Below are 26,638 nucleotides of genomic sequence, written 5' to 3'. Positions count from 1 at the left end.
CGTCGCCGAACACAACCAAGCCTCCAAGCCCTTCATTCGGACCGCCGATCCCGACCGGATCATCGAAGCCGTGAAACGCGGGCACCAAAAGTTAGGTTCGCTCCACTAGCGGCTTCGCCGCGGTTCGCCACGTCGGCGGTGATGACTGTAGTTCTCACCAATGCCATGACGCTCGTACCACTGAACCTGCTCGCGGATCATCGGCTCGAAGTCGATGGCCGGGTGCCAGCCAAAATTTTCCGTCGTCTTGGAGATGTCGAGAACCAGATTGGCGATGTCGTCGGCTGCCGGATCCACAACCTCGATCTCGGGTGGCGACTCGAAGTCCATAGCCTTTGCGACTTGGCGATAAACCGACTCGATCGATGCCCCCTGACCACTGCCAACATTGAAGATGCCGGTCGGAGCATCGGTGGCAAGAGCTTTATCCATGAAGTCAAGAAAGTCGGCCATCGACAGAAAATCCCGCTTCGCGCGCGTGGCGAAGCAACTCTTGCCATCCTTGAGTCGCCGGTAGAATGTCGGAATCGCGCCGCTGAAGTGAAATGGTCCACAAACGATGCCGAGACGAAGCGACAGTGCCGGAAGCCCCGACATCATCAGGTACTGCTCACCTGCTGCCTTGGATATCCCGTAGCTGGTGAAGGGCCGCAATGGATGGTGGGCAGGTATCGGGCAGGTCTCAGGTTCGCCGTAGGCGACCACCGTCTGGAAGTTCACGAAGCGTTTCACCTCATGGCGGCGCGCGTTCTCGATGAGATCCAACACCCCCAAGACATTAGTTGACGCGTCCCGGTACCAAGCATCGGGATCCGCGTATGAAGCGGCCGCATGAAGCACGTAATCAGGGGCAAACTGGTCAAAGACGGAACGAACGGCCTCGCCATTGGTAATGTCCCCTTCCACAAGGTGCGCCCGATCCAGCCCCGCCAAATAGTCCGCGTTGCCCGTGCTCAAGTTGTCGAACGCAAGAACCTCGTCACCGCGAGCGGAGTAATGAGCGGTCAGGTTGGCGCCCAGTGCCCCAGCACCGCCGGTGATCAGGACCCGGCGTGTCATGATTTGCCAACGGCCTTGCGCGGCGCCTCGTGTCGGAGATGCGTATGCGCCTGGGTAACGCCGCACTCCCGGTAATACGCAATCGCGCGTTCCACCGTGGCCTTCAGAGGCGTGAACTGAAGGCCACCGAAATCCTCGAAGGTACGGCTCGGGTCAAGCAGGATGGTGTACGCGTCATCCGCACCGAGAGGCCGCACCTCGGGTTCCGGGTAATGGTTGAACCCCATGGCATCGACCACCGCGTCATAGAGCTCCTTGATCGCAACATCCGAGCCGGACGAAAAATGGTAGGTGCCTTGGCCCTCCCCATCGGCCGCGCGCATAACCGTGTGGACGAGATCGCCAACATAGACAAAATCGCGGCGCGCCTCGGTCACAAAGCACTGCTTCCCTTCTGACAGACGTTTGAAGAAAATCGGTAGCGGCCCAGAGAAGTTGCGCGGCCCAACGACGTTGGCAAGGCGAAAAGTCACGTAATCAATCCCACTCATGTGGATATAATTTTCGCCGGCAGTTTTGGAGATCGCGTAACTGCTGTTAGCGGGATTGATCGGATGAGTCAGTGTAACGGGCTGTTCCTGCGGGTGCGTTCCATAGCAGAGCGCCGTCTGAAAGTATATGAAACGCCGGACGTTGGTTTCACAAGCAAGCTTGACGAGGTTCGCGGTCCCCCTTGTGTTCGTCTCGACATCAGCTTCCCAGGCTTCCGGATCCTTGTACGAGGCCGCCGTATGGATTATGAGATCCGGGCGGAACACCTCACCATGGCGCATGATGGAAGCACCGTCAGCGATATCCTCTTCTATCAGGTCAAAACTGGGCGAATCGGCAATGCGGTCAAGATTATCGCGCCGGCCGGTCTGATAGTTGTCGATGCCGAGCACCGTATCCCCTCTATCCACAAGCAGTTCGGCCGTATGAGAGCCAACCAGGCCGGCAGCCCCTGAAATCAAAACCCGCATTGCGGCGCCCCCTCAAGCCTCTAAGGCATTCCGATGATCACGATATAGCATACCGCGGACGCGCTTCGGGCTGCCCTTCGTCTTAGCCGCACACCTCGTGCAGAACGCGCCACGCAGTTGGCAACGTTGTATAGGTATCCCGGTGAGGAAATGTCAACGATAGCGCCTGCCCCGCTCCAATGAAGCCCGCCAAGGGCCCGCAACAATATGCCGACCAGAGTTCTGTGACTGGCTCATGGCCGAGGCAGCACGCAGGTCCGGAGTGGTTGAACGCCTTTAGCTACCTCTTGATCCTGGCGGTCCAGCTCTTGCGGCTAGGCTTGCAATATGCGTGTCTCACACCTGCTTGCACGAAAGGAATCGGACAAGCAGGACCTTGAAAAAGGCTAGACGCTGAGGACTCCCGCCCGACACCATGATGCCCGCATCCTATCCACATTCTGCCGCGCGGCTACCCGCAATGGGCTCGCTAATCCCGAGTAAATTCCTGCACGCAGCCTCCAAGACACGTTCCAAAATGGCCTGCTTAGAATTCGCAACATTGCCGTGCCCACGATTGACACCCCCTAGCCAATTGGCTACCAGAAACTATCTTGACGGCGGGGGCGGATTCATCCATCGGCAGTTGGTCGGTCCTCAGAAGAAGGGGGCGTTCTTACGGAGAATGGGCGCCACAACTAACACCATGGTTGCCGAACGACGGCCCTGCGCAGCACATTTAAGCACTAAGCACTGCCAGAGATGGAGAGCACAAATTTGATGAAGTTAGCGAGCAAGGATCAAAACAAGACAAATTTTAAAAAGAATGAACGGCTGAATGTTTTGGTCGTATATTATTGCTTTGCATCACCCACAAGGGACGCAATTCTATCTCATCTCTATTGTTTCGAAAAATACTCAAACTATAATGTTCAGTTTGTGAATTTGTTTTGGGAAATACTTCCAAAACACCTAGAAATTCAACAATGGGATGTTGTTATTTTCCACAACACATTCCTGATTTGTAGACCTGCCCCCGAGTTATTTGATAGAGTTGTCAAAGCTGTTTGGCCTCTAAAATTTAACAGCCACTTAAATATTGCGATTGCCCAAGACGAAGCTAACACAACAGATGCGCTATGCAATTTTATCAAAGATTTTGACTGTAAGATTGTTTTTTCGCTTATGCCAACTGATGAGGCAAAACAAACGGTTTACGGTGGGCGCGTACACCCCGACACGCAAATCATTACAGTGTTGGCCGGATATGTTGATGAGAGGCTCAAACAAAGTTTCGAAGGTGAGCGAAAACGAATAAAAAGGAGAGATATAGACATAGGTTATCGCTCTTTTACCGCCCGTGCTCGGAACGGGTCGCTTGGCGCGCTCAAATGGCGGTTAGCGGAAGCTGCGAAAATAGCCGCGAACCGCATGGGTCTTTCATCCGATATCTCAGTCGATACGAAAGATACATTGAATGGGGCGGCGTGGGTCAATTTCCTGTGCAGATCTCGCTACCAGCTTGGATGCGAAGGTGGATCAAACGTTCTGGATCGAACCGGGCATATCATGGCCAAATGCAAGTCCTATGAAGCGCAGCATCCGTATGCCACTTTCGAGGAAATAGCAGCGGCCTGCTTTCCTGGAATGGATGGCTCTCTCGACGGGGCCGTCATTACACCACGGAATTTTGAATACGCGATGGCTGGCACATGTCAGGTTCTTGTGGAGGGTCGCTACAATAAGATTCTGCAGCCTAACGTACACTACATCCCCATTGCGCAAGATCTATCTAATATTACTGATGTCTTCGCGTCGCTTGATGACGAGAGTAGAAGAAAGCGGATACGCGATAGAGCCTTCCGAGATCTCGTTGAGTCTGGCAAGTATCACTACAGAAGTTTTGTCGAGGACGTATTTCGTGCCGTTGATCGAAAGCTGCCTGATAAACAAAAGAGGCATTCGCCGTTCGAAAAAGACGCGACCGTGTTGTCCCGTCGAGTTCTGTCCTTCTACAATCGATGCTTTGACCGTGGCAACTGGTTGGCATTGCGTGTATTTGTTCTTAGCCGTAGGCATGCCCAGACGGCCCGAATCGTCAATTTTTTGTGGAAATGGCGGAAGAGCCGGGCGCGAGCCCGTCTTTGGAAGGCGGCTTTGCGGTTATTTCGGTCCGGCGGTTCTCAGAAGACACTGAGAGAGCCGCAGTCGTTGCTATACCTGAGCGGATGCGACCCTCTAGCGACCTATCGTATGCGTTGTGAACAAGAGCTGTTGGTTAAGCACTTCGACGTTTCGCTGGTTGGCGTCGATTTGATACCGGGAAGCAGTATAAGTTGCACGTATGCGGACCGACTCAAATCCATTAGTCGGGCGCCTTTAGCAGATGCGTCTGCGATGAGAGCTTGGTGGGGCCTTTTTTGGTTCGCAACCACGAACGCCGAAAGACAAAATGTCCGACGCGTTGCCACTGCTTTTGTTGCCTACGGGAAGGCTTTATTCAACGCTTACAGAATTCAGCGTTCTCTGGCCCATAGTGGCCAAGTCCCTTCCGACTCCGACTGGCACCTTTTGTCTCCGTATTCGCGATTCAACTTCGATAGGCACTCTTTTTACGTTTATACTACTAGGTTACCACGTTTCGTGGTTTCAGCGGCATTGTCATTGTGTCGAATTGCACGCGGACACCCTCCTCGAAAGAACCCGTCGCGCGCGTCTAGTAACAATTCCTTTCCCTGGCTGCCAAAGAAGCTGCAGGCCGACTGGCAAGAAACTCGCAAAATAACTAGCAACCGCTCTGGCTTACATACTTTTGTTTTAGCCATCGCTTTTGTATTATATTGGATATTTGCAGAATTAATTCAAAAAATTACCATTATAGTAAGATATCTTTTCAATAAAATCTTACCTATACTTTACAAAGTCATTTTTTCGATGCGCTGGATTCTGATAAAAATTTGGAGAACCTCTGGTTTAATACGCCTTGATGAAAAATACAAAAATATTATACGATTTTTCATCAGAACTTCTAGCAAAATCTTTGGGATAAAGCTTTTGCTCGACTCACGTGGCAAGAACTTGCTTCCAAAATATTTATTCGGGTCGCCTTTAAGTTTCTCAAGTTGGATAACTCGGATACTGGGAAAGGAAACCAACCCCACCGCCACGCAGGAGACTGCCGAGGGCGGGGTCGTATCGTCTTCCATTCCACGCCCAACAGCCGAATATGCCACGTCATCCAGAGCCCGTGGCTATCGCGAGATTGGCACAAATAGCGCCGTGTATTCTCGACGGCACCAACATTTACACGGCACCCCAGGCAGCGAAACCCGCCAAGAGAAGGACTCGACTTACGGGAAAGAACTTCTGACCCAACCCAATGGCAAATTCGAAAACTGGGTAAATCCCTGCTCCAGCTACATTTCATTCAAACCATGGGTGGCCGAAAGCTTGGCGTGCTGGGCTCGTCAGCCGGTGGTACTCAACCGGTCAAGATGGCTCCTTGACAATCCAAGCGGGGCAAAAACTCATCATTACCGGGCGCCCAATATTTACAGCTACCTGCGGACGCATTTGATTCGTTCTTATTCTCTCCTGAAAGCGTGGAAGTCCAATCCTGAAATATTTGATATAATACACTCCAAGGATTTCGACAGCATGCCCTTCGCTGTTTGCCTTAAGTTGGCAACGAGGGCGCGTCTAGTCCACAACTGCCACGAGAGCTTCAGCACCCAGCTCTTTGGAGTGGGGCCAAATGTGCGAGAAGGCCTAGCCACTTTGGAAAGGGGATTCGTCACTTTCGCCGACCAAGTTGTGACTGTAACGCCAGAAATGGCTAAGCAGATTGAGCGGGATTCTGGAGTCGAAGATGTCGTAGCAATCCCTAATGTGGACCCAATCGTTCGTCCCGAAGACTCCTCAAGGCACGTCCCATCGGGGCAACGGAGCAAACATACCTTTAGCAGTCCCCGCCAGCAGGCTGGTAGGCCGCTACGGTTCGTCTTCCAAGGCGCTATTGCGCCGGACCGCGGGGCAGAATTCTTGATTCGCGCTTGGCAATACATAGATCCCGAAAAAGCCGTGATACACTTCCGTTGTGACAATGGCCCCCATGCAAAACTCTGTCGCAGACTGTCCGCCCAGCTACGGTTGATGGGTCGTGGTGTCATTTTCGAGCCGCCAATTCCAATGCGTTCCGAAGGTTTGGAATCGTCTCTCGAGTTCCTTGAGCAATTTGACGTCGGGGTTCTCCCGTACATGCATACTGTCGAACAGTATAAATATTCGTCCCCTCGGAAACTTTCACACTATCTTCAAGCGGGCCTGCCTGTGATAGCAAATGATCTTCCCTCGATCACACATCTGATTGATAAGGGAAAATTCGGCCTAACGTTTGAGCAAGAGGACATCATGTCGCTCGTTGTCGCGATTGAAAAAATATGCAATGTCCCAGAACTTCTTAAGAGTTTAACGATAAACGCAAGAGAGTTTTTTTTGAACCATTATAATTGGAGTATCTACAGTGGTGTTCTCGAGGATGTGCACGGCGTGCGTAGTGATGAGCGACTCGCCGAATCCGAGAAATGCTCGACACTGTAATCCGGCGACATGATTGCCCCCATCCATACCTTGTCATACGCTCCATGATCACCGGTGTAAAAAGTCGAACTCTTAGTGAGCGAGATAGGAAGAGTTCAAGTTGAAACGTGTCTTCTTTCTCGGCCAGAAACCCATCGGCCAGCATGCGTTCTTTCGGTTGCTCGAGCGTAGAGTCGATGGCCTGGAGATCGTCGGCGTTGTCTCGAATGTCGACTGTGACAATTGGTGGGGCGATAATCTGATTTATCGCGAAGCTCGGCGATTGGGGCTCCCGTTTGCGGATAACGGCCGGCGTAACACGGAGAAGATCGACGAGCTGATCAAGCGTCAGCGGGCTGATGTCCTGCTATCAGTTCAGCATCCCTGGATCTTGCCGGAAGCCACGATTGCGCGCGTTGGAGGCCGTGCCTTCAACGTCCACCTCGCCCCTCTTCCGGATTACAAGGGCTGGCATGGAGTCAATCATGCCATTCTGTCAGGCCGGGAGAATTACTCGATAAGCTTGCACTGGATGTCAGCGGCGGTGGACAGTGGCGATATGGCTTACGCGCCGGAAATGGCGATCCGTCCATGGGATACGGCGGCGTCGCTCTATCAGCGCGCCAGTGACGCTGGCTTGCTTGCGATAGAACGGTTGCTCGACGATCTGGCGGCAGGACGCACACCCCCGCAGACCCCGATCGTCGGCGATGGGGCGTTCATCCGACCAGACCTGCTCGATAGCTATCGGGAGGTTCGGGACCTTTCAGACAAAGCCCAGGTTGATCGCGTGGCGCGATCACTCTACTTTCCGCCGTTCGAACCGGCTTTCTTTCGTGTGGGCGAGCAGAAAATCTATCTGCTTCCATTCCACAGTCTTTCGCACAGGACACCGTTTAGCAAATGACACCGAACGTACTTCGCCGAATTACCAGCGATTGGGTTGAGGCCTACTTGCAGGAAGATGACTTGGCAGGCCTGCTGGATGAAGTCTCGTCCGAACAGGACGAACGCTTGGTCTGTCAAACCTGGCTGCGCAAGACGGCGCCCAAGCGCTTGATCTTTCGGGAACTGTATGGCGACCTCCTAAACCAGGGCGGGCGCGGCGTCCTTGATGTTGGCGGCGGACTAACCGCGCTCACGCGTCTTATGGCGGAACGCAATACTTTCGAATTGGTTGACCTGCTTGCACACGACGATCAGGCGACCGTTGACTCCTTCTTGGCTCGCACACCAGATCTCGCGATTTCCAGGACCGATTGGCTCGACTATGAGATAAAGCATGACCTCGACATTGTCGTTGCGAACGATTTGTTCCCAAATGTCGACCAGCGTCTTGAAATGTTCCTCGAGAAGTTTCTGCCGCGCTGCCAGGAAGTCCGCCTATCGCTCACATATTACAACGAGCCGCGCTCCTACCTCACGCGACGCCTAAATGGCGATGAAATCCTTTGCATGCTGGCGTGGGATGGCGCACTGACTGCACGATGTCTAGCCAAATTTGGCGCAGCCCAAAGCCAGGCGGAGGTGGATTTGCTCCAAAGAAATGATGATTCTGCGTACCAGAACGGCCGTCAGGTGAGCCTAATTGCGATCGAGGGGTATCGGCGGGACTGAGAGTTTGGGGGACGAGATGTGGGATAATCGGGAAAAAGTTATTTTCTTTGGTGATTCGATCTGTTTCGGGCAAGGGGTGTCACCCCATCGCACGTGGGTAACGCGTGTCTCCGCCGATGTGGAAGCCCTGGGGGCGCGTCATGGCGTAGCTCTGGCGACGGTAAACACCAGCATCAACGGAAATACCACGCGTATGGCTCTTGAGCGCATGCCATTCGACGTCCAATCGCACCGCCCGGACTTCCTGGTTGTGCAGTTCGGTATGAACGACTGCAATTTCTGGCGCACCGACGGTGGGGTCCCCCGGGTCAGCCAGGAGGGATTCCGTGCTAATCTCAAGGAAATCGTGAAGCGGGGACAGGTCTTCGGAGCGCGCAATGTGTTCCTGCTGACCAATCATCCCACCACACTCGATGCTGAACCTATGGCGTGGTGCGACATAACGTATCAAGCCAGCAACATCATTTATAATCGGATCATCCGCGAGCTGGCCGCAGAGCTTGAGCTATTGGGCGTCACATTAATCGATGTCGAGAAGCACTTTGACGCGGCCTTGCATCGAGATAGCAAACCACTAGGAGATTATCTGCTTTCGGACGGATTGCATCTTGGTTCCCGCGGCCATGACCTCTATTACGAAGCTGTTGCACCCCGATTGCTGACCGGCTTGGAGCAATGGTACCTGAGAACCCCATCCAGTGTCAGTGCTGAAAACACGACAACGGGGTGCTAGACATCGGACTGACCGTCGAATCCATCGTATCCTGAAACAAAGGTCACAGGCATACACGTTTATGAGCGCCAGCAACCGAATTGATTCGCTACCCAACCCTGGCGACGCGATCGCGGATGATCTGATCGCGCAAATCGAACGCCGCTCCAGCCGCGTTGGCATTATCGGCATGGGATATGTGGGGCTTCCTCTTGCCCAAAGCTTCGCAGCCCAGGAATTCGACGTCGTTGGTTTCGATGTGGATTCCGAAAAGGTGGCCCAGCTTAACCGCGGCGAAAGCTATATCCGTCATATTCCGTCGGACACCCTTGACGCAATGTGCCGTGACGGTCGCTTTCACGCCAGCAGTGAGCCAGACGCGCTTCGGTACATGGACATCATCATAATGTGTGTGCCCACGCCTCTCACCCGTTACAGGGAACCGGATATACGGGCGGTAGAAGCCAGCACACGGATGATTGCCGAGCGCCTACGCCCAGGGCAGTTGGTGATTTTAGAGTCAACAACCTATCCAGGCACAACCGATGAGGTCGTGAAGCCTATCCTCGAGGCAACTGGCCTGTTGGCGGGGAGAGAATTTTTCCTCGCTTATTCACCCGAACGAGAAGATCCTGGTAACGCCAAGTACCGAACCGTCGCTATCCCCAAGGTTGTCGGAGCAGACGACGATAACTCGCGACGTGTTGCCGAATGCTTATATAATCAGGTCGTGGTTCAGACCGTTCCCGTATCCAATTCCCGGACGGCCGAGGCGATTAAGCTGACCGAGAACATCTTCCGCTCCGTCAATATCGCCCTCGCGAACGAACTCAAAGTGATTTTCACGGAGATGGGCATCGACGTCTGGGAGGTAGTCGACGCAGCGAAGACCAAACCTTTCGGTTTCATGCCGTTCTACCCCGGCCCAGGTCTTGGCGGCCACTGTATCCCGATAGACCCCTTCTATCTCACCTGGAAGGCGCGCGAGTACGAAATCGCGACCCGCTTCGTGGAGTTGGCGGGGCAAATCAATACCTCGATGCCGCGGTATGTCATCGATCGCTTGGCCAAGGCGTTGGACGAACGGTTCAGCCGTGGACTTAACGGAGCCCGGATCCTGATATGCGGCATCGCCTATAAGAAGAATGTCGACGACATCCGCGAGAGTCCCGCCTTGCGTCTTATCGAGCTGCTCGAAGAGCGGGGCGCCCATGTCAGCTACCATGATCCCTATGTGCCCACGATTCCGCAGACACGGGAACACGGGCCCCTCGCTGGACGCACGTCGGAAGCACTGGCGCCAGATACGATCGGGGCCTATGACGGGATCCTGATTTGCACTGACCACGACGACGTAGACTATAGAGCCCTCGTCGATCACGGTGCACTGGTTGTCGATAGCCGCAACATCCTCGCCAAGTGCGGACTGCACGCCGGGAACGTCGTCAAGGCATGAGCACGAATTTGTTTGGCGGCAACTCACGCCTGTAAGAGTCCCGTCGCGGCTAATCGAAATTGTGTCCCGGAAAAGGACTAGACGCTGGAGCATGACAGCTAACCCGAACACCCCCCATATTGCGGTCGTCGGCTGCGGTTATTGGGGCAAGAATCTTGTTCGCAACTTCCACGAACTGAATGCCCTAGCAGCGGTTAGCGACGGAAACCCAGGAGTCGCCGCCGAGTTCGGTGCACGCTACGGGGTCCCGGCGCTTAGCTGGGAGAACCTGCTTGCTGATGACAAAGTCGACGCTGTTGCCATCGCAGCACCGGCGGCAAAGCACGCTTCTCTTGCCCGGGAAGCGCTAACCGCGGGCAAGGACGTGTACGTCGAGAAACCGCTTGCTCTCAAAGTCGGCGACGGTGAGGAACTATGCCGGTTGGCGGATGAACACGGCCGTGTGCTGATGGTGGGACACCTGCTGCAATACCACCCGGCCTTTCTCAAGCTTCGCGAGATGATCCGGCTAGGAGACATCGGGCGGCTCCAGTATGTCTATTCGAACCGGCTGAACCTCGGAAAATTCCGGCGCGAGGAGAACATTCTGTGGAGCTTCGCCCCGCACGACATCTCTATGATCCTGTCGCTGTGCGGAAGTGAACCTGAGACAGTCAGCGCTGTCGGCGCTTACTACCTGCATCGCCGCGTCGCCGACGTGACGACCACCCATCTCGACTTCCCGACCGGCGAGCAGGCCCACATCTTCGTTTCCTGGCTGCACCCCTTCAAGGAGCAAAAACTCGTCGTCGTGGCTGATGACGGCATGCTCACCTTTGACGATAGCCAGCCATGGGAAAGCAAGCTGACCCTTTATCCGCACAAGGTCGAGTGGCGCGACAATATGCCGGTGCCGACAAAGGCCGACGCCGAACCTGTGTCGGTCGAGCCGGCGGAACCGCTACGCAATGAATGCCAGCATTTCATTGACTGCGTCACTGACCGCTCCCGTCCGCGGACCGATGGCCGCGAAGGGCTGCGGGTGCTCAAGGTTCTGCACCGGGCGGAGACCTCCCTCGCGCAAGGTATTGACGGCAACGGCCCTTTGACATCGAGTGCCAAGGCCCCCGATGAGGCTTCATCGCGCTTTCCTGGTGTAAACGTCCACGAATCGGCCTACGTCGACGATGACGTTCAGATTGGCGAGGGAAGCAGGATCTGGCACTTCACCCACGTTCTGCCACGCACGCGTATCGGCCGTAACTGCGTCCTGGGCCAGAACGTTGCCGCCGGGCCGGAGGTCGTGATCGGCGACAACTGCAAGGTCCAGAACAACGTCAGCCTGTACAAGGGGGTCGTTCTGGAAGACGGCGTCTTCTGCGGTCCCTCCTGCGTTTTCACCAATGTGATGACGCCTCGCGCAAAAGTGGAGCGCAAGAACGAGTTCCTGGAAACCCGCGTCAAGCGCGGTGCGACCATCGGGGCCAATGCCACCATCGTCTGCGGAAACACCATCGGTGCATATTCGCTCATCGCTGCCGGCGCCGTAGTAACCAGCGACGTCCCGGCACATGCCTTGATGGCAGGCGTTCCCGCCCGGCGAATTGGCTGGGTCAGCCATGCCGGTGAACGCTTGGGTCCCGACTTGATCTGCCCGCGCGAAGGCAGGCGCTATCGCGAAATCGATGACAACACGCTTGAGGAAATCGCCGAATGAGTACCGCTAACGCCAGCACAGCCGAGCGTCCCGATGCGGCAGGACCAATCCAGTTCATCGACCTGGGCGCCCAGCGCCGTCGCCTGGGTGAGCGCATCGACGTCGCGATCAAGCGGGTGCTCGATCACGGCAAGTACATTCTCGGGCCGGAGGTCAAGGAGCTGGAGGCGAAGCTGGCGGAGTGGGCTGGCGTCAAGCACGCGATCGGTGTTTCCAACGGGACCGACGCCCTCGCGCTGGCCCTGATGGCCTGGGGCGTGCGGCCGGGAGACGCCGTCTTCGTTCCCGATTTCACCTTCGCGGCAACGGCGGAAGTGGTCGCGTGGCTGGGCGCCACGCCGGTGTTCTGCGACGTGCTGGAGGATACCTTCAACCTCGATCCGGCCAGCCTTGAAGCCGCCATTTCGAAGGCCAGGGACGATGGCCTGACACCGCGCGCCGTCATCGCCGTCGATCTATTCGGCCAGCCCGCCGACTATCGCCGGATCGAGCCGATCGCCCGGGATCATGGCCTGAAGCTACTGGCCGATGCAGCCCAGAGTTTCGGCGCTTCCCTGGACGGCCGGCCAGCTGGCGGCATCGGAGATATCGCCGCCACAAGCTTCTTTCCGGCCAAGCCCCTCGGCTGCTACGGCGACGGCGGTGCCGTGTTCACCAACGACGACGATGCCGCGCAAACCATGCGGAGCCTCCGTGTCCACGGCCAGGGCAGCAACAAGTACGACAACGTCGCGATCGGGATGAACGGACGTCTCGACACGGTCCAGGCTGCGATCCTGCTGGAAAAACTCAGTATCTTTCCCGAGGAACTCGAGGCTCGCCAAGCCGTGGCCGACCGCTACGCCGAAGCGTTGGGTGAGGTCGTGACCGTACCGAGTTTGATGGCTGGCAGCACGTCGGCCTGGGCGCAATACACGATCCGCACGCGCAACCGCGATGCCCTGGCGGCGCGCCTGAAGGACAAAGGCATTCCCACGGCGATCTACTATCCGAAGCCGCTCAGCACACAGACCGCGTATCGCAATTACCCGACGGCGCCCGGCGGAACTCCCGTCTCGGCGGAGCTGGCGGAAGAGGTCATCAGCTTGCCGATGCATCCCTATCTGGAAGCGGACGTACAGGCGCGAATCGTGACAGAGGTAAAACAAGCCATCTCTGCTGATTGACCCGCTGGCCCCCGCGTCCACGCGGAGGCCGAAGCCGGCTATCGCCCCTAAATAACCCCCCGCTGCGCCAGCATATCGACCACATCCTTCGCAAGCTGCTCAGCCTCGCGCTCGCCGGCCTCCAGGCGCAGTTCAGGGTTCTCCGGCGGTTCGTAGGGGCTGCCGATGCCGGTGAAGTTGGGGATTTCGCCGGCGCGGGCGCGCTTGTAGAGGCCCTTGGGGTCCCGCGCCTCGCAGACCTCCAGCGGCGTATCCACGAAGATCTCGAGGAATTCGCCGTCGTCCAGCATGTCGCGGGCCATCTGGCGCTCGCTGCGGAACGGTGAGATGAAGCTGACCAGCACGATCAGTCCGGCATCCACCATCAGCTTGCTGACCTCGGACACACGGCGGATATTTTCCACGCGGTCCTCGTCGGTGAATCCCAGATCACGGTTCAGGCCATGGCGGACGTTGTCGCCGTCAAGCAGCATCGTGTGCTTGCCCATGGCGTTCAGCCGCTGCTCCACCAGGTCGGAAACCACGGACTTGCCAGCGCCCGACAGCCCTGTGAACCAGAGCACGCATGGCGCCTGCCCCTTGGCCGCCGCGCGGACCCGTTTGTCCACCTTGGTGGCGTGCCAGTGCACGTTGGTGGACCGGCGCAGGGCGAAATCGATCATCCCGGCGCCGACGGTCGCGTTGGTCATGCGGTCGACCAGGATGAAGCTTCCCATCTGCGGGTTCTCCGCATAGGGATCGAAGGGCACCGGCCTGTCCAGATGCAGGTCGCCGATGGCGACGTCGTTCAACTCCAGGTGGGACGCGGCCAGCGCCTCCAGCGTGTTGACGTTGACGGTGTGCTTGATCCGCGTGACGCGCCCGCCGACGAAGGAGCTGCCGGTGTGCACCAGGTAGGAACGTTCCGGCAGCAACGCCTGCTCGCTCATCCACACGACGTGCACGGAGAACTGATCCGCCACGCCCGGCCGATGCTCGGCGGCGGCGATCACGTCGCCGCGGGAGATGTCGATCTCCTCGTCCAGCACCAGTGTCACGGCCTGTCCGGCGAACGCACGATCCAGTTCGCCGTCCATCGTCACGATCCGCTTCACCGTGGTGGTTTTGGCCGACGGCAGAACAACGATCTCATCGCCGCGCTTCACCGTGCCGCTGGCAATCGTGCCGGAGAAACCCCGGAAGTCGAGGTTCGGGCGGTTGACCCACTGCACCGCCATCCGGAACGGCCGGTCGGTGACATCCTGCCCGACCTTCACCTGTTCCAGATACTCGAGCAACGTCGGCCCGTCGTACCACGGCATATGCGTGGAGCTTTGCGAGATATTGTCGCCCTTGAGCGCGGACACCGGAATGCAGGTGACGTGCTCGATGCCGAGCCGGCCGGCGAAGGTGCGGTATTCGGCGGCGATGCTCTCGAAGGTCGACTGGTCCCAGTCCACGAGATCCATCTTGTTCACGGCCAGCACGACCTGCCGGATACCGAGCAGCGAGACCAGATAGCTGTGTCGCCGCGTCTGGGTCAGGACGCCCTTGCGCGCATCGACCAGCAACACGGCCAGATCCGTCGTCGAGGCGCCGGTGACCATGTTCCGGGTATACTGCTCATGTCCCGGCGTGTCGGCGACGACGAACTTGCGTTTGTCCGTCGTGAAAAAGCGATAGGCAACGTCGATGGTGATGCCCTGCTCACGCTCGGCGGCCAAGCCATCCACCAGCAGCGCCAGATCCAATTCGTCCGGCCCCTGCGTGCCGTAGCGGCCCGAATCGTTGTTCAGCGCGGCAAGTTGATCCTCGAACAGAAGCTGGCAGTCGTAGAGCAGGCGGCCAATCAGGGTCGACTTGCCATCGTCCACCGAACCGCACGTCAGGAACCGCAGAAGGTCCTTGTCCTCCTGGCTCTTCAGATAGGCCGCGATCTGCGCGGCCGAGTCGTTCTCCTGGTGTGGGGCCGGGCTGGTGTCGGGTGCCATGACGTCGCTCGCGCTGCTGCCGGTATCCGTGGTGTCTTCTCGCTCGGAGGCCATCAGAAATAGCCCTCCTGCTTCTTGGCTTCCATCGACGCGGCCTGATCTTGGTCGATCACGCGGCCCTGACGCTCGCTCGTCTTTGCCAGCAGCATCTCCAGGATCACCTCTGGCAGGGTGGTCGCGTCGCTCTCAATGGCGCCGGTCAGCGGGTAACAACCCAACGTGCGAAAACGAACCTGCCGGTATTCCGGCGTCTCGCCGGGCTCCAGCGGCATCCGCTCGTCGTCCACCATGATGAGCGTGCCGTCGCGCTCCACGACCGGACGCTTCTTGGCAAAGTAGAGCGGCACCACCGGGATGTCGTTCAGGTAGATGTACTGCCAGATGTCGAGTTCCGTCCAGTTCGAGAGGGGGAAGACACGAATGCTCTCCCCCTTGCCGATACGGCCGTTATAGAGGTTCCAGAGCTCCGGGCGCTGGTTCTTCGGATCCCAGCGGTGCGTGGCGGTGCGGAAGGAGAACACGCGCTCTTTCGCCCGGCTTTTCTCCTCGTCCCGCCGGGCACCGCCGAAGGCTGCATCGAAGCCGTACTTGTCCAGCGCCTGCTTCAGGCTCTGCGTCTTCATCACGTCCGTATGTACGGCCGAGCCGTGCGTGAACGGGCCGACACCCTGACGCACGCCCTCCTCGTTGATATGGACGATGAGGTCCAGGCCGAGCTCCCTCGCCCGCCGGTCGCGGAACTCCACCATTTCCCGGAACTTCCAGGTCGTATCGACATGCAGCAGGGGGAATGGCGGCTTCGAGGGATAGAACGCCTTGAGCGCCAGATGCAGCATGACGCTGGAGTCCTTGCCGATTGAATACATCATCACGGGATTGCGGAACTGCGCCGCCACCTCCCGCATGATATGGATGCTCTCGGCTTCGAGACGCTCAAGGTGCGTCAGACGCTCGGCGGTCAAGGCGGTCATAGGCTACGGCTACCTCGTTCGGTCTTCCAACGATGGAGAAAGCTGAAAGTAGGGATTACGATCTGTCCTCACAAGCTGCCTGAACGGCATCGGAAGCGAGCGATTCCGTGCTAACTCCAACTCACCGGAAAACCGCCCCCCGGCCTCATGCCACGCGTGATTATCGCGGCGCTGGCCGACAATGAAATCCAGCATTTTGAATATTAGATACTTCATATCTAGTCGCAACGCGAATACGCAGGCTTGTTAGATGACCCGCTTCATGTATGCAACACTTCGATGGGGTTCATGACAGCGGCCCTTCGAGGCCAGAGAGGCAGCACTTCAGAGGCAGCACTTCAGATGCCTGATATCCTGGTGACCGGAGCGGGCGGGTTCGTCGGCCGCCATGTGCTGGCCGCGGCAGAGGCCGCCGGTGCGCGGGCGGCCGGAACAGGCTCGGCGGGCCTGCCAAGCCTGGGCAATCGGCAAGCGCGGGACGACCTCGTCAGCGGCGAGGCGGCCTCGCATTGGCGGGAACTCATGCACGGGATCGACGCCGTCGTTCATCTGGCCGGACGCGCACACGTGCGCGATGGCGGGCAGGCCGATACCGAAAGCGCTTTCGAACGCGACAACACGGAGTTGACTTTCGCTCTGGCCAGGGTGGCCGCCGATGCCGGCGTCCGTCGATTCGTCTTCCTGTCCACCATCGGCGTCAACGGGACATCGACCGACGTGACGCCGTTCGCACCCGACGACCGGCCGAATCCGGCCAGCCCCTACGCCAGGTCCAAATGGCATGCCGAGCAGCGTCTGTGGGAGATCGCCAGCAATGCCGGGTTGGAGGTCGCGATCGTGCGACCGCCGCTGGTCTACGGCGCCGGCGCGCCTGGAAACATCCGCCGCCTTGCCCGCGTGGTGGAAAGAGGATGGCCGATGCCATTCGGCGCCGTGCGCAACCGCCGACACTTCATGAACGTGGAGGATCTCGCGGACCTGCTCGTACGCTGCGCGCTCCGCCCGGAAGCGGCCGGCCGTCTTTTCCTGGCCGCGGATGCGGTCGCGATATCGACGCCGGAACTGATCCGCTGCCTGGGTGATGCCCTGGGGCGGCCGGCGCGGCTTTTCCCGGTCCCGCCGTCCTTACTGGCGCTCGGCACGCGCTTGGTTGGGCAGCCTCAACTTGTTGACCAGCTTCTACGGTCGCTGGAAATCCGGATCGAGGAAACGAAACAGACTCTCGATTGGGTGCCGCGGCGCGGGCTGCATGAAGGGCTCCGTGCGATGGCGGCCGATATGCGTGGCAGTCAGGGCAATTCTGACACCTCACAGTAAGGACCGAAGGCTTCGGCCTTGCGCGAACGCGGCTGGCAGCGCACTCTCCCGGCTGCCCTGCACGGACCTTACAATCTGTCGCCGAAGCCCACTGTGAGACCTTTCCACGCCGCCTCCAGTCATCCGACAATCGACCACACCCGAACCTTGGCGCTTCCGGGTTCGTTGCGCTTCGCGATGCGGCTCCTTTTGCTGGCGCTGCCGGCCATGGCTCTGCTTGCCGACAAGGCCGTGGTGCCATGGCTGTTGATTGCGGCCACGCTTGCCGCGATCCCCGCGGTTCGGAAAAGGCGGCTCCCGTTGCGCGATGTCGCCACGGCAGTCTTTCTGGCGGTGCTCCTGGCCTACGCCGGAATCTCCGCCGCGTGGGGTCCGGACCCGATGGATTCCCTCGGCCTGGCCGTTCGGATTGCCGGAACCGTGGGAATCGGCATGATCCTGATCGGCGCCCTTATGGGACTGGCGGCGGATCAGCGCGCGGCACTGCTACCCTGGCTGCAGGCCGGCGTCGCGCTCGCGCTCGGCCTGTTGATCGAGGAGCAAATCAGCGACTTCGCAATCTGGCGTCTTCTGCACGATCCCGAGCCAAGCCGCTACCACATGATTTCCAGCTTCAACCGTGGCGTCACCCTGCTTGCGTTGCTGGTTTGGCCGGCCGCACTTTTTGCGCTACGGCGTTGGGGGCACCTTGTGGCAGCTGCATGTCCGCTCCTCGTGCTCGCACTCATCTCCGGTTACGAAAGCGCGGCGGCGATAGCGGCGCTGGGCATCGGCGGCGGCGTCGCCGTGCTGGCCTGGCTGAGCCCGATCATCGCCTTCGCCGTGCTGGTTGCGGCCCTGGGTTTTGCGTTCCTCGGCGCACCGCTCGTGCTCTGGGCGGCACCTGCGGACGTCCTTGCGAAACTGGACATTTCGGCACTGCCCGCGACGATTGATGTCCGTATCGACATTTGGCGCTTCGTGACAGCGCGCTTCCTGGAGAAACCCCTTTTCGGATGGGGCCTCGACGCCGCCCGCTTCATGAACGGTGCGGGGGAGTGGCCGGGCGAATCCCCGATCCGCCTCCACCCGCACAACAATGTGCTGCAACTCCTTATGGAGCTGGGGTTCGCGGCCGCGCTCCCGACCGTCATCTGGCTTGGCGTCCTGGCGCGTCGCGTCAGTCGCGCTGGCCGATCAGAACGTGCCTGCTTCGCCGGCTTTTTCGCGACCGCCCTGGTCATTGCATGCACCGCCTACGGCCTGTGGCAGACCCAGTGGCTTTCCAGCCTGCTCGTGGCCGTGGCGGTGCTTATGCTGGCCGCCCGCCCTTCTTCGGGCAGCAATGCCGAGCTGGAAAGCGCTAGCTCAGTTCATCGCCGACCGTCAGGAAATAGGTGATGTCCTGAACGTTGCCCGGCGTGCAGCCCGTTGCGCGCCAGTGAATGACGTGGTCGCCGGGCGATAGAGGAAATACGTACAGGTAAACCCCTTCTTCGGCCGAAGGACTGAGGACCAGTTCCGGGATCTTGCCCTCGTCACCGGGTCCCGCCTCGGCTCCAAAGATGTTGTCGGGGGGAAGCTGTACATTGAACAGAGGCGAAAGGCTGCCATCCGGACCGGTGCTGAAACGTTCCGGTCTCGGAATTCGGAAGCCGTCAATTTCGACAATCGCCTGAACAGGCTCCTGGCAAGCGGCAATGCTGCGAAGAAACTCCTCTGTCCGCTCCTCGGGCGGATCGTCCAATAGAGCGGAGAAAAACTGGTTGGCCAAGGGGAAGAACAACGCCTTGCCGGCCGGTATCGTGCACTCTCGCGTTACCGGGTGCGGTTCGTCGCCCGGAAAGAAAATCATGCCGGACAAGAACCACGTATCGTCGACCTGCCGCCTGTCGCAGTTCTCGCCCGTTTCGTCGAAAAGCGGGTTGGAGCCCGCTGGCACGCCTAGTGCCCACTGCCACCACTCCACCGCCCAGCGACCATAGCTTTGACCCCCCGGCCTCGTGCGAAGCTGCGCGATCCGCGCCCGTCCGCGAGACCCGCGAATATCGGTCACACGGTCGAGTATACCATCATCAAAAAACGCAGCCTGCGCATTATCCTCGGCGCGGGCAGTGGACTCCAAGGCAGCCGTTGCGGCCGCCACAGCCAGGATTGCGGCAATCGCTGACGCGAAGCTGCACTTGGCCACACTGGTCATGTAAGGAGCGCCCATCTGCTTTCTCCTTCAGGATAAGTTTTCGGAAGGAAAAATAATTTTACTCTTATTTGCGGATTTTATGGAATGAAATTGCGTATGCATTTCAGTCCTAAATTGTGCGTTCTAGTGTGTGAATACAGTCGTTCTCAAAAATTTATTTCTTATAACGTTTTATATGAGAGAAAAGTTAGACGGCGGGTCCGAAAGAACATGACGGAAAAAGCGGCCGAATCCCGGTCAAACGACGAGGTCGCCGTTAATTCGGTCGGATTGGAACGGCCTCGGCCTCACTCGAACCGCTCCCGGCCGTCGGCACCCAATCGGGCACGAGTTTACCAAGAAGACGCTTGAGCTCGCGGTCCTCGCCGTCGCGCGCGACGGCCGCAAGCCCATCGATCCCGCGCCTCAGCAGGGCAAGATTGGCGGTCCGCGCCTCCGCCAGCTTCAAGCTGGGGTGGCTGGTCGCGACCATGGGCTCGTTGGTATGGAACAGCTTCTCGTGCAGCTTTTCGCCGGGGCGCATGCCGGTAAAGACGATCTCGACATCCTTGTCCGGGCGCAAGCCGGCCAGCCGGATCATCTGACGGGCCAGGTCGACGATGCGGATGGGTTCGCCCATGTCCAGGACATAGATCTTGCCGATCTCGGCGGATTCGCCACCCGCCGTGCCTAGCGCCGAAGCCTGGAGCACCAGTTGCACGGCCTCGCGCACGGTCATGAAATAGCGCGTCATCTCCGGATGGGTGACCGTAATCGGCCCGCCACGGCCAAGCTGGCGCTGGAACAGTGGGACCACGGACCCGGTAGAGCCCAGGACATTACCGAAACGCACCGTGACGAAGCGTGTCGCCTGCCCATCGCCGTCGCCGCCCCGCTCGGCCAGGTCCAGCGCCTGGCAATAGCTTTCCGCCAAACGCTTGGTCGCGCCCATGACGCTCGTCGGGTCGATCGCCTTGTCCGTGGAAACCTGGATCATGGCGCGGGCGCCATGCGCGCGGCTGAGTTCCGCAACATTGCAGGTGCCCATGACGTTGGTCAGCACGGCTTCGCCCGGGTTGCTCTCGGCAAGCGGGACGTGCTTGAGCGCTGCGGCATGCAGGACAAGTTCGGGCGCCTCGTCCGCGAACAGCCGCTCAAGGCTGGACCGATCGCGAACATCGGCCAGAACCGGGCGGCGCGGCAGATCCGGGCAACGCTCCGACAACTCGAGGTCGATGTTGTAGAGCAGGTGTTCGGCGTGATCGACGAGGATCAGGCGGTCGGGGCCGAAGTCGGCCGCTTGGCGCACCAATTCCGAGCCAATGGAACCGCCGGCCCCGGTGACCAGAACACGCCGGCCGGCAATCAGACGTGCCATCGCCTCCCGATCCAGCGATGCCTGCGGGCGGCCCAGAAGATCCTCGATGGCGATCGGACGAAGCTCCGGCTTCTGCTCGCCGCCGGTCTCACCCGAGCCCGAGCCCGACTTGAACTCGGTCAGGCGTGGCAAGCGCGCGAGCGTCATGCCGTACTCATCCGCCAGATCCAGCAGCCGCGCCATCTGCTCCCGGCCGAGCGGGCGTGTCACGATAAGCCGCTGCGGCGACCGTCCACGCCTGCGCAGCGATTCGACGACTGTGGGCAGTCCGTCGAGCCCGTCCATGACCGGCACCCCCCGGATCTGCCGGCCGACCCGCGTGCCCTTCTCGTCAAGGATTCCGACGGGCTCGTAAGTGGCCTCGCGGTCACGGCGTAGATCGCGGATGAACATCTCCGCGGCGTCGCCGGCGCCGACCAGCAGCACCGGCACGCGATAGCCCGTCTGGCGCTCCAGTAGATGATCGAATCCCCGATCCTTGAAGACGCGGTAGATCATCCGCGACGCGCCAAGCAGGAAGATCAGGACGAACCAGTCGATGACGAGGAACGAGCGGGGAACCGCATCCAGGCGCGTGATCAGGAACGTCACCGGCAGGAAGATCAGAAGCGAGAGTGTCACCGCCTTTGCAATAGATACGAGATCCTGCAGAGACGCGTATCGCCAGATACCGCGATAAAGTCCGGTGAACCAGAAGACGACCGCGCAGACCGCCGTAAAGGCCACCCATGCGCGCAGCATGTCCGGATCGCCGATATCGCTCCAGACGTCGTCGCCCAGGCGCAGACCGAGGGCGAGGAAGAAAGACACCGCCGCCATGATCACGTCATGCACGAACGCGATCACGGCGCGCACGCTGACGTTACGCGGTAAGGGCAACGATACTTCCCCCATTCATCCAGGCGGCTGCGCAGGCTACCACGCCCACGAAACGCCACATAGCCGGGCCGACCATGGCCTGCGCAAACCTATCGGGCCGCCAACTGACTCATGATATCCCTAGCGATTTGCTGGGCGATGTCGTTCGCCCCGCGCTCCCGCGCGTCACGCTCGGCAACCGTGGTCGCATAGGGCTGGTCCAGCGTGTTGGCACTGTTGATCGACCGGGCGCGCCCCCGGCTGACGACCTGCCGCGTCGCCGCATCGACCAGCATGTAGAGGGCTTCGACTTCCAGATTCGCACGGGTCGAAGTTTCGTCCTTACGGAATCCGGTTTCCCGAACGTCCTCCTCGATTTGCAGGCTTAGCAAGTACGCCGGATCGCGGGGCTGCCCGCCGGGGTTAAGCCTTGCGACAAGCGCGTTGTGGACAAGCTGGCCGATACGATCGCGAGCCGGCTGAACGCGCACGCTGGCTGCTTTCGCATGCGTCGTGTCGCCGGTTTGCCCACCAGAATACACCGGCTGGAAACCGCAGCCGGCAAGGATCAGCAAGCAGAAGAGAACGAGATTGCGCAACATCGCATCGCGCTCCAAGACGTTATCGACCTAGCCAACGGTTCCACGAACAGTGGCGCGTGACCGCTCAGAATACGTCAATATCTCAAGAACGCCTGGAACACCACCGCTACCACCGGGACACGCAGGGAATCTTGCTTTGGTCGCATCGCTCGGCATAGCGGCGCGCGACGTCGCTGACCTCGTGCATCAGGCCCTGTTCCAGGGTGATTGGCTGCAGTCCCAGGCTCTTCAGCGCCTCGTTCCTGACGAAGAGGTCGTTCGCATCCGCCTCTTTGCGTGGATTATCCAGATGCTCGATAGGCACGCCCGTGGCGTCCGAGACCATCCGGGCGAGTTCCATCACGCGGTGCGTTTCCGTCATCTGATTCATGATGCGCACACGTTCGCCCGTCTGTGGCGGGTTCTCGACCGCCAGTGCGATGCAGCGAACCGTGTCTCGGATATGAATGAACGCCCGCGTCTGCTGTCCGGTGCCGTGCACGGTCAATGGATAGTCGATGGCGGCCTGCATCAGAAAGCGGTTCAGGACGGTGCCGTAGTCGCCATCGTAGTCGAACCGATTGATGAGACGCTCGTCCAGCCCGGTCTCCTGCGTTTCGGTCCCCCAGACGATGCCCTGGTGCAGATCGGTGACCTTCACGCCGTCGTTCTTGTTGTAGAAGGCGAAGAGGAGTTGATCCTGCGTCTTGGTCAGGTGGTAGATGCTTCCCGGGCTGGCGGGGTAGAGGATCTCCTGTTTCACCTCCCGCCCGTCCCGGCTTTCCACCTTCACCTGAAGGTAGCCTTCCGGAATCTCGATGCCGGCATTGCCATAGCCGTAAACGCCCATCGTGCCCAGGTGGACGAGATGCGCATCCACGCCCGATTCAACGATAGCCGCCAGGACGTTGCTGGTCGCGTTGATGTTGTTGTTGACGGTGTAGCGCTTGTGCCACGACGACTTCATCGAGTAGGGGGCCGCGCGCTGCTCGGCGAAATGCACGATGGCATCAGGCCGCCAGTCCCGCAGTAGCGTCAGCAGCCGATGGTACTGCTCCGCCACGTTGAAGTTGTGGAAGCCGATCCGATGCCCCGTCAGCTCTTGCCACGCGCGCAGCCGTTCCCCCATCGGACGGATCGGTGTGAGCGATTCGGCCTCCAACTCATTGTCGATATTACGGCGGGAAAGATTGTCGACGATGACGACGTCGTGGCCTGTCCGCGACAAATAAAGCGAGGTCGGCCAGCCGCAAAAGCCGTCCCCGCCGAGGACCAGCACCTTCATATTCCCTGGACGCCCCCTTCGTGTCCCCTGGAAAGGCACGATAGTCGCGGACGCGCCATCCTGGCAATGCGGCACCGGCCCGTCAGGTCTTGTCGGGCAGCGTATCCGGCCGGTCCCCCAGCCGCGCCGGCTGATTCAGCCGCTCCAGCTCCAACAGCACGGCGCTGTGATCGTAACCGCCGCCGCCATGCGCGACCAAATCCTCGAACAGCTTGGCGACTGCCTCCGACAGGGGCAGATGGAGATGATTCTGTTTCGCCGCCTCCAGGATGGTCCGAAGGTCCTTCAGGTGAACCTTCGCCGGACCGCCGGGGATGAAGGTCCGCTCTAACATCCGCTGCCCGTGGATCTGCAGGATCTTGCTGTCGGCAAAGCCGCCGGTCATCGCCTCGCGCACCTTAGCCGGGTCGGCGCCCCCGGCCTGCGCCAGCAGCAGCCCCTCGCCCACCGCGCCGATGGCAAGCGCGACGATCACCTGGTTGGCAAGCTTGGCCATCTGCCCGGCCCCGGCCGGCCCGACCCGCGTGGGACGGCCAAGCACCTCAAGAAGTGCCCGGACACCGTCGAAGGCATCCGCCTCGCCACCCGCCATGATGGCGAGGGTTCCGTCCTCCGCCCCGCTCGGGCCGCCGGAAACCGGCGCGTCCAGGTGCGAAACGCCGCGATCGCCGAGGTAGCGCGCATGCTCGCGCGCCGTGTCGGGCGGAATGGAGGAGCAGTCGATCACCACCGTCCCGCGAGCCAGCACGTCGGCAACCCCGTGCTCGAACAGCAGTTCCGTGACCGCAGGGCCATCGGTCAGCATCAGGAAGACCGCCTCGGCGCCGCGCGCGGCCGCGGAGGCGTTCTCCGCCGCCCGGCCGCCGGCGTCGACGACAGGCTGCGCCTTGGCGGGCGTGCGATTCCATGCGGTGACTTCATGACCGGCCTTGACGAGGTTCACCGCCATGGGTGCGCCCATCAGCCCGGTTCCAAGGAACGCTATTTTCGCCATGCCGTGCCTCCAGAATGTGCTCCTCGTTCCGTGTAGCTATGCAGCCCTACCAAGGCAACACTCCACCGAGTGAAGACTTCGCACGCAGGGGCGGATTGCGCTACAAGGCGCGCATGACCGGCGAACCCCAGCTCTCGGCCCTCGTCGTCGCGCACAACGAGGCGGCGAACCTTCCAGATTGCCTGGACTCACTGCGGTTCTGCGACGAGATCGTGGTCGTCCTGGATCGCTGCACCGACGATTCGAAGGCGATCGCCGAAGCGGCTGGCGCGCGAACACTCGAAGGCGCCTGGCCGGTGGAAGGCGACCGCCGGAACGCCGGCAACGACGCCTGCCGGGGCGCCTGGATCTTCGAGGTCGATGCCGACGAGCGTGTGCCGGAAGCATTGGCACAGGAAATCCGCGCCACGGTCCGGGCATCCGACGCGGATTATCACCTCGTTCCCTTCGACAACTATATCGGCGGCCGTCTCGTGCGCCACGGCTGGGGCGCGTCCTTCGGGGTCAGTTCGGCGCCGCGCCTGTGCCGCAAGGGAGTCAAGACCTGGGGCCGACAGCGGGTGCATCCGGCACTCACCTGGAAGGACGGCGCGCGGCAGGGCGAGCGTCTGCGGGCGCGGATGGTGCACTACGCGGACGCCAGCATCTCCGACATGCTGGCGCGGCTCGACCGCTACACGACGGCGCGGGCGCGGGACCTGCGCGAATCCGGGAACCTCGGCTCGGCCGCGCGCAACTACCGGCGCATCGTCACGCGCTTCTGGAAGTGCTTCGTCTCTCGCAAGGGCTACCGGGAAGGGGGGCTCGGCTTCCTGGTTGCGGTATGCGCGGGACTATACCCGATTTTGTCGTACCTGAAGGCGCGCTACGACGAGACGGATTGAGCAGCCCCGGCAAGCCGCCACAGCAGCGCTGCGATAACCCCGGCCCCGACAGCGAGACCGGCGACAGGGGCAAACAGCGCGGCAAGGGCGCAAGCCACGAGCGCCAGATTCGCCACGGCGATGTTGAGCGCCACGCGGGCATGGCTCCATCCTGCGTCGACGGCTTTCTGATAGGCGTGCTCCCGGTGCGCCCGCCAGATCTTCTCGCCGCGGAACAGGCGCTTGAGCAGCGTGATCGTCGCATCCGCCAGATAGTAGCCCGGCAGGATCAGCGCCGGCGCCCACAGGCCCCTCGCGGCCGCGTCGAGGAGCAGCCACCCAAGCAGGAAACCCAGGCCGATGGACCCGGCATCTCCCAGGAAGATACGCGAGGGCTGCCAGTTCAGGACGAGAAACCCTGCAGCGGCGGCGGCCAGGAAAAGTGGCGGCAGCACTTGGTAGCCTGGCAAGCCGACGCTCCACGCCACCACGGACAGCCCACCGCCGATCGCAATGGCCTCCACCCCGCTGATGCCGTCAATCCCGTCCATGAAGTTGAACAGATTCACGAACCACAACCACGCGAGACCGGCCAGTAGCCTGTCCAGCCAGACCGGCAGCAACCCCTGAAACACCGGCCCGCCGTCGAACACGGCAAGGCCAAGGGCAACCGCCGCGACCTGCGCCGCGAATCGCGGCAGTGGGGGAAGACTCTGAACGTCGTCGATAAAGGAGACGCCCGCGAGCGCGACCGCGACTGCTAGAATCGCCCACGGGGAGTCTGGCAAGCCGATGACGGCCCATGTGGCAATCCACGCTACAGCCGTCGTCGAAATAACCGCGACTCCACCTCCGCGCGGCTTCGGCACGGTATGGGACGAGCGATCGTTCGGCGCATCAAAGACTTGCAGTTGAAGCAACGCTTTTCGAACGAATATGGTCGTTACCCACCCCAGCAGGCCGACAACAAGGCTGGCAGTGGCAACGAGGGCGATATCCGTAAACACCAACATGGCGCTATCCCTGCCACGGCAAAGC

20 protein-coding genes are annotated in these 26,638 nt (G+C 60.1%); 10 read left to right on the top strand and 10 right to left on the bottom strand.

Going from position 1 to position 26,638, the window contains the following annotated elements:
- Positions 1-105: 105 nt before the first annotated feature.
- Both DRB17_RS03795 and DRB17_RS03790 read right to left on the bottom strand, forming a co-directional pair.
- On the bottom strand, positions 106-1,059 hold the full coding sequence (locus DRB17_RS03795; RefSeq protein WP_114580826.1) for an NAD-dependent epimerase/dehydratase family protein: 954 nt from the start codon (positions 1,057-1,059) through the stop codon (positions 106-108).
- A complete protein-coding gene (locus DRB17_RS03790) occupies positions 1,056-2,021 on the bottom strand; it encodes an NAD-dependent epimerase/dehydratase family protein (RefSeq protein ID WP_114580825.1) in 966 nt (321 codons plus the stop codon). The genes DRB17_RS03795 and DRB17_RS03790 overlap by 4 nt, the downstream gene beginning before the upstream one ends.
- A gap of 759 nt (positions 2,022-2,780) precedes the next feature.
- Between DRB17_RS03790 and DRB17_RS03785 the strand changes: the two genes are divergently transcribed.
- The 7 genes from DRB17_RS03785 (at position 2,781) to DRB17_RS03755 (ending at position 13,225) form a co-directional block, all read left to right on the top strand.
- Positions 2,781-6,599 (top strand): glycosyltransferase, encoded by a 3,819-nt coding sequence (locus DRB17_RS03785; protein WP_161958688.1) that lies wholly within the window; start codon positions 2,781-2,783, stop codon positions 6,597-6,599.
- A 100-nt stretch (positions 6,600-6,699) separates the two neighbouring features.
- Positions 6,700-7,485 (top strand): formyltransferase family protein, encoded by a 786-nt coding sequence (locus DRB17_RS03780; RefSeq protein ID WP_114580823.1) that lies wholly within the window; start codon positions 6,700-6,702, stop codon positions 7,483-7,485.
- A complete protein-coding gene (locus DRB17_RS03775) occupies positions 7,482-8,195 on the top strand; it encodes a class I SAM-dependent methyltransferase (protein WP_114580822.1) in 714 nt (237 codons plus the stop codon). Before DRB17_RS03780 ends, DRB17_RS03775 begins: the two co-directional genes overlap by 4 nt.
- A 16-nt stretch (positions 8,196-8,211) precedes the next feature.
- Positions 8,212-8,928, top strand: a complete 717-nt coding sequence (locus tag DRB17_RS03770; protein ID WP_147274794.1) for an SGNH/GDSL hydrolase family protein — start codon at positions 8,212-8,214, stop codon at positions 8,926-8,928.
- A gap of 61 nt (positions 8,929-8,989) precedes the next feature.
- Entirely contained in the window at positions 8,990-10,363 is a 1,374-nt protein-coding gene (locus DRB17_RS03765) for a nucleotide sugar dehydrogenase (protein WP_114580820.1), read from the top strand.
- Between the two features lie 91 nt (positions 10,364-10,454).
- On the top strand, positions 10,455-12,059 hold the full coding sequence (locus DRB17_RS20800) for a Gfo/Idh/MocA family oxidoreductase (RefSeq protein WP_114580819.1): 1,605 nt from the start codon (positions 10,455-10,457) through the stop codon (positions 12,057-12,059).
- The gene (locus DRB17_RS03755; RefSeq protein ID WP_114580818.1) at positions 12,056-13,225 is read left to right on the top strand and encodes a DegT/DnrJ/EryC1/StrS family aminotransferase; all 1,170 of its coding nucleotides are present in this window, start codon (positions 12,056-12,058) and stop codon (positions 13,223-13,225) included. The genes DRB17_RS20800 and DRB17_RS03755 overlap by 4 nt, the downstream gene beginning before the upstream one ends.
- Positions 13,226-13,272: 47 nt before the next feature.
- On the opposite strand, the gene cysN is transcribed toward DRB17_RS03755, so the two are convergent.
- Positions 13,273-15,195 (bottom strand): sulfate adenylyltransferase subunit CysN, encoded by a 1,923-nt coding sequence (gene cysN, locus DRB17_RS03750; protein WP_164496324.1) that lies wholly within the window; start codon positions 15,193-15,195, stop codon positions 13,273-13,275.
- Positions 15,196-15,248: 53 nt separating this feature from the next.
- Positions 15,249-16,142 (bottom strand): sulfate adenylyltransferase subunit CysD, encoded by an 894-nt coding sequence (cysD, locus tag DRB17_RS03745; protein ID WP_241503736.1) that lies wholly within the window; start codon positions 16,140-16,142, stop codon positions 15,249-15,251.
- Between the two features lie 366 nt (positions 16,143-16,508).
- Between cysD and DRB17_RS03740 the strand changes: the two genes are divergently transcribed.
- Together DRB17_RS03740 and DRB17_RS03735 are read left to right on the top strand one after the other, a co-directional pair.
- Positions 16,509-17,483, top strand: coding sequence for an NAD-dependent epimerase/dehydratase family protein (locus tag DRB17_RS03740; RefSeq protein WP_193725720.1), 975 nt, complete (start codon positions 16,509-16,511; stop codon positions 17,481-17,483).
- 18 nt (positions 17,484-17,501) lie between these two features.
- Positions 17,502-18,863 carry an O-antigen ligase family protein gene (locus tag DRB17_RS03735; protein WP_147274793.1) on the top strand — a complete coding sequence of 454 codons (1,362 nt, stop codon included), beginning with the start codon at positions 17,502-17,504 and terminating at the stop codon, positions 18,861-18,863.
- On the opposite strand, the gene DRB17_RS03730 is transcribed toward DRB17_RS03735, so the two are convergent.
- The 5 genes from DRB17_RS03730 to DRB17_RS03710 form a co-directional block, all read right to left on the bottom strand.
- Complete coding sequence (locus DRB17_RS03730) at positions 18,826-19,677, bottom strand: hypothetical protein (RefSeq protein ID WP_114580815.1); 852 nt, start codon at positions 19,675-19,677, stop codon at positions 18,826-18,828. The genes DRB17_RS03735 and DRB17_RS03730 overlap by 38 nt on opposite strands.
- A 241-nt stretch (positions 19,678-19,918) precedes the next feature.
- On the bottom strand, positions 19,919-21,838 hold the full coding sequence (locus DRB17_RS03725) for a polysaccharide biosynthesis protein (RefSeq protein ID WP_479680569.1): 1,920 nt from the start codon (positions 21,836-21,838) through the stop codon (positions 19,919-19,921).
- A 149-nt stretch (positions 21,839-21,987) separates the two neighbouring features.
- Positions 21,988-22,479: an LPS assembly lipoprotein LptE gene (gene lptE, locus DRB17_RS03720; protein WP_147274792.1), complete on the bottom strand. Its 492-nt coding sequence runs from the start codon at positions 22,477-22,479 to the stop codon at positions 21,988-21,990.
- A gap of 106 nt (positions 22,480-22,585) precedes the next feature.
- The gene (locus DRB17_RS03715; RefSeq protein ID WP_114580812.1) at positions 22,586-23,743 is read right to left on the bottom strand and encodes an NAD-dependent epimerase/dehydratase family protein; all 1,158 of its coding nucleotides are present in this window, start codon (positions 23,741-23,743) and stop codon (positions 22,586-22,588) included.
- Positions 23,744-23,825: 82 nt separating this feature from the next.
- Complete coding sequence (locus DRB17_RS03710; protein WP_114580811.1) at positions 23,826-24,737, bottom strand: NAD(P)-dependent oxidoreductase; 912 nt, start codon at positions 24,735-24,737, stop codon at positions 23,826-23,828.
- Positions 24,738-24,850: 113 nt separating this feature from the next.
- On the opposite strand from DRB17_RS03710, the gene DRB17_RS03705 reads away from it, so the two are divergent.
- On the top strand, positions 24,851-25,621 hold the full coding sequence (locus tag DRB17_RS03705; protein WP_114580859.1) for a glycosyltransferase family 2 protein: 771 nt from the start codon (positions 24,851-24,853) through the stop codon (positions 25,619-25,621).
- Here DRB17_RS03705 and DRB17_RS03700 read toward each other — a convergent pair.
- Positions 25,603-26,613, bottom strand: coding sequence for an MraY family glycosyltransferase (locus DRB17_RS03700; protein WP_114580810.1), 1,011 nt, complete (start codon positions 26,611-26,613; stop codon positions 25,603-25,605). The two genes, DRB17_RS03705 and DRB17_RS03700, sit on opposite strands and share 19 nt — an antisense overlap.
- Between the last annotated feature and the right edge of the window lie 25 nt (positions 26,614-26,638).

It is taken from the genome of Ferruginivarius sediminum (genome assembly GCF_003344765.1).
GTDB classification, from domain to species: domain Bacteria; phylum Pseudomonadota; class Alphaproteobacteria; order Kiloniellales; family Rhodovibrionaceae; genus Ferruginivarius; species Ferruginivarius sediminum.
The sequence above is the reverse complement of the archived record's forward strand: the minus strand, read 5'-3'. Positions and strand labels throughout refer to the sequence as shown.

Bases quoted from the DNA above. Each gene is read 5' to 3' on its own strand.
- DRB17_RS03795 (WP_114580826.1), bottom strand. From the start codon at position 1,059: ATGACACGCCGGGTCCTGATCACCGGCGGTGCTGGGGCACTGGGCGCC.
- DRB17_RS03790 (WP_114580825.1), bottom strand. From the start codon at position 2,021: ATGCGGGTTTTGATTTCAGGGGCTGCCGGCCTGGTTGGCTCTCATACG.
- DRB17_RS03785 (WP_161958688.1), top strand. From the start codon at position 2,781: ATGAAGTTAGCGAGCAAGGATCAAAACAAGACAAATTTTAAAAAGAAT.
- DRB17_RS03775 (WP_114580822.1), top strand. From the start codon at position 7,482: ATGACACCGAACGTACTTCGCCGAATTACCAGCGATTGGGTTGAGGCC.
- DRB17_RS03770 (WP_147274794.1), top strand. From the start codon at position 8,212: ATGTGGGATAATCGGGAAAAAGTTATTTTCTTTGGTGATTCGATCTGT.
- DRB17_RS03765 (WP_114580820.1), top strand. From the start codon at position 8,990: ATGAGCGCCAGCAACCGAATTGATTCGCTACCCAACCCTGGCGACGCG.
- DRB17_RS20800 (WP_114580819.1), top strand. From the start codon at position 10,455: ATGACAGCTAACCCGAACACCCCCCATATTGCGGTCGTCGGCTGCGGT.
- DRB17_RS03755 (WP_114580818.1), top strand. From the start codon at position 12,056: ATGAGTACCGCTAACGCCAGCACAGCCGAGCGTCCCGATGCGGCAGGA.
- cysN (WP_164496324.1), bottom strand. From the start codon at position 15,195: ATGGCACCCGACACCAGCCCGGCCCCACACCAGGAGAACGACTCGGCC.
- DRB17_RS03740 (WP_193725720.1), top strand. From the start codon at position 16,509: ATGCCTGATATCCTGGTGACCGGAGCGGGCGGGTTCGTCGGCCGCCAT.
- DRB17_RS03730 (WP_114580815.1), bottom strand. From the start codon at position 19,677: ATGGGCGCTCCTTACATGACCAGTGTGGCCAAGTGCAGCTTCGCGTCA.
- DRB17_RS03725 (WP_479680569.1), bottom strand. From the start codon at position 21,838: ATGGCGGCGGTGTCTTTCTTCCTCGCCCTCGGTCTGCGCCTGGGCGAC.
- lptE (WP_147274792.1), bottom strand. From the start codon at position 22,479: ATGTTGCGCAATCTCGTTCTCTTCTGCTTGCTGATCCTTGCCGGCTGC.
- DRB17_RS03715 (WP_114580812.1), bottom strand. From the start codon at position 23,743: ATGAAGGTGCTGGTCCTCGGCGGGGACGGCTTTTGCGGCTGGCCGACC.
- DRB17_RS03710 (WP_114580811.1), bottom strand. From the start codon at position 24,737: ATGGCGAAAATAGCGTTCCTTGGAACCGGGCTGATGGGCGCACCCATG.
- DRB17_RS03705 (WP_114580859.1), top strand. From the start codon at position 24,851: ATGACCGGCGAACCCCAGCTCTCGGCCCTCGTCGTCGCGCACAACGAG.
- DRB17_RS03700 (WP_114580810.1), bottom strand. From the start codon at position 26,613: ATGTTGGTGTTTACGGATATCGCCCTCGTTGCCACTGCCAGCCTTGTT.